This window comes from Hydrotalea sp. (assembly GCA_030054115.1).
Lineage (GTDB): Bacteria > Pseudomonadota > Alphaproteobacteria > JASGCL01 > JASGCL01 > JASGCL01.
In genome coordinates this window covers 4,650-7,514 of sequence record JASGCL010000054.1, presented here as the reverse complement: position 1 = coordinate 7,514, position 2,865 = coordinate 4,650, and the positions used below count along the sequence as shown (strand labels likewise).

Here is a 2,865-nt window from a genome sequence, read left to right as displayed (position 1 = left end):
TGCTAACGAACCCACCCAAAAAACATGGTCGCTACGCTCCCTGTTTTTATCCCTCGTCGGCGGCTGAAGCATTTTTGGAATTGAAGTAGTAGCGTAAAAAAATGGCCGTTAAAGCAAAATAATGGTTGACATTCTCTTTTTGTTCTGATTATTGTTGGAACAAATAAAGAACATTTTTGTTGTTTTCCATCTGTTTTGCTGGTTATATTTTGGCGACGCCGGGTATAACATCCTAAAAAAGAACAAAATGGCAACTATATTCTTTATGGTCATTTGCTTGGCCGTTACCAACCACAATGCATAAAAACCCAACCCCAGCAAAAAGGTAAAAAATGAAAAAATCGCCAACCAACATCAGCCAGCCCGCCAGCCCCGCCAGCAATGGTATTTCACATAGCATTTCCCCGGGTATTTCCCATGGCGTCGACCTGGAATTATTAAATATTGAAAAACGTTACCAACAAACCGCCAGCAAACGCCTGGCATGGTTTGATTGGTGGCGCGAATGTTACAAATACGCCCTGCCGCAATATGACACGCAAGATATATTTGGCCATGGCAACCTTGCCACCAATATTCGCCAAACATCGATTTACGATTCGACCGCGGTGTTGGCGGTTGAACAATTGGCGTCAAATTTGGTGCAGGACCTATTGCCCAGCCAAACCCCATGGTTCGATTTGGTCGCGGTTGATAAGGGCGATGATTCGGTAAGCAATACCACAAACGGCGGCGCGGCGACCAATAATACGGCGACCAATCAATCGGTGTTAAAAAAAATCACCGATGATATTTCGCAAATGTTACAGGCCGGCGATTTTTATTTGGAGGTTCACCAGGCGATGCTCGATTTGGTGGTGGCCGGCACTGGTGTGTTGGCGGTGGAAAAAAATAACCAAGGCGGCGTTAATTTTCGCGCCATTCCCACCACCGCCATTTTGTTGGAGGATACCGACGATGGCCAAGACAATGATAATGGCATGGCCACCAGCGGCGCGGTGTTTAAAGAATCATATTTGGCGGCGGATAAAATCACCGCCATCGTTCAGCAAAACATGGCGCAAAACCCGAATGATGATGGCGATGTGGTGATGGTCGAAAAATACCTGAAAGATATTATCGCCAGCAGTGATGACGATAAAGTCGCGGTGGTCGAGGCCTTAATCCCCAATGCCGCCAATGGCTTGGTCGATTATTTTTTATTTATGCCCAGCGGTGGCCGTTATAATAAACCATGGTTATTAAGCCGGGGCCAATTTCGCCAAATGCCATTGATGGTGTTCCGATTTATGAAAGCCCCGGGAGAGGTTTATGGCCGGTCGCCGGTGATGCGCGCCCTGCCCGATATTATTACCGCCAACCAAGTGGTCGAATTGATTTTAAAAAATGCCTCGCTGAATGTTGCCGGCATTTGGCTGGCCGATGACGACGGGGTTATCAACCTTAATAATTTAAAATTGGAACCCGGCGCAATTATTCAAAAGGCGGTTGGCTCCCCCGGCTTGACGCCGCTTCGCACCGGCACGCTTGACCTGTCGCAGGTGGTGTTGAGCGACCTGCGGCAAAATATCCGCAACGCCCTGCTGGCCGATAATATCTTGGCGGGCGACCTGTTCAACGCGACCAGCAATGCAAAAACCGCGGCCGAGGTGCGGCAAATCAGCCAAAGCCAAACCCGCATGTTCGCCGCAAGTTACCACCGGTTGGTGCATGAATTGTTGCACCCGTTGGTTCATCGTTTGCTGGCCGTCATGGTGGATGAAGGCCACGCGCCATCGTGGGTGCTTGACCAGAAACAGGTGCGGGTTGCGGTGTCGTCGCCCATTACCCGTCGCCAAGAAATGCAGGAGGCCGGCAACATGTTGAGCCTGTTGCAAACCGCGACCGCTATCGGCCTTGATGTTGCGCCATATATCGACCGCGGTGATTTGGTCAGAAAATTATTTAGTTATTTTCAATTGACGCCGACCGCGCCGACCCAACCAAGCAAACCGGCCGAATAAAAAACCAACCCAACCCAACAACCACCATTATTATAAGAAGGAGCAAATCCATGAAGACCCCAAAACCGGAAACCCAAAAAGAAAACATGAATGAGAAACTGAAACCGCAACCTGAAATCGCGGTTGCCACCAAAAGCGAAACCACCCAAAGCAAGCCCGCCCATTTGCCCGATAAATTTTGGGACGCGGCAACCAAAACCACGCGGGTCGATGACTTGGCGAAATCTTACCTGGCGTTGGAACAACAACATGGCCGATTGCAGGCGGCAACGCAAAAAAGCACGGCGACGAATAAAGAATTGCTGGCCGATAAAACCCGCATCGAAAAAGAAAAAAACACCATGGCGGCACAATTGCAAGACGCGGCGATGTTCGGCGGTGATTGGCAGGGCGAAAAACAATCGACCATGACCTGGGCCGAAAATGTCTTTGGCGCGGACATCGCCCGCGACATAATGGCGCAACCGGCCGGCCTGCGCGCCATGCAACGCATGAGGCAGGAAATGAAACTGGGCCTGGCCGAACCGAATTTGCTCGGCGCGCATGGCAACAACAATAATGCCCCCGACGAGGCGACATTGCGCCGTTTGATGAAAACCCCGGGTTATTGGCGCGACAAAAAACCCGAGGTGTTACAAAAAGTGCAAAGCGGTTTTGACCGCCTGTATGGCGGGGATAGGAAAAAATAAAAAATAAGGAGGCGCAAAAAACCAAACCAACCAACCATAACCACCAACCATAACAACCATCAGCAACCAACCCCGAAAGGAAACAACATGAACCATAATCCCATCAACCAACCCGCCGCCAACCAACCAACGGCGAAAGGCAAACCGACCGACGCGGCGCAATTGGCCAACCT

The 2,865-nt window shown here is 50.2% G+C and carries 2 protein-coding genes; both read left to right on the top strand.

What is annotated here, in order from left to right; all coding sequences use genetic code 11:
- Positions 1-332: 332 nt before the first annotated feature.
- Positions 333-2,003, top strand: a complete 1,671-nt coding sequence (locus tag QM529_07240; protein MDI9314448.1) for a portal protein — start codon at positions 333-335, stop codon at positions 2,001-2,003.
- 50 nt (positions 2,004-2,053) lie between these two features.
- Positions 2,054-2,692: a hypothetical protein gene (locus tag QM529_07235; GenBank protein MDI9314447.1), complete on the top strand. Its 639-nt coding sequence runs from the start codon at positions 2,054-2,056 to the stop codon at positions 2,690-2,692.
- The last annotated feature ends 173 nt before the right edge of the window (positions 2,693-2,865 follow it).

Bases quoted from the DNA above. Each gene is read 5' to 3' on its own strand.
- QM529_07240 (MDI9314448.1), top strand. From the start codon at position 333: ATGAAAAAATCGCCAACCAACATCAGCCAGCCCGCCAGCCCCGCCAGC.
- QM529_07235 (MDI9314447.1), top strand. From the start codon at position 2,054: ATGAAGACCCCAAAACCGGAAACCCAAAAAGAAAACATGAATGAGAAA.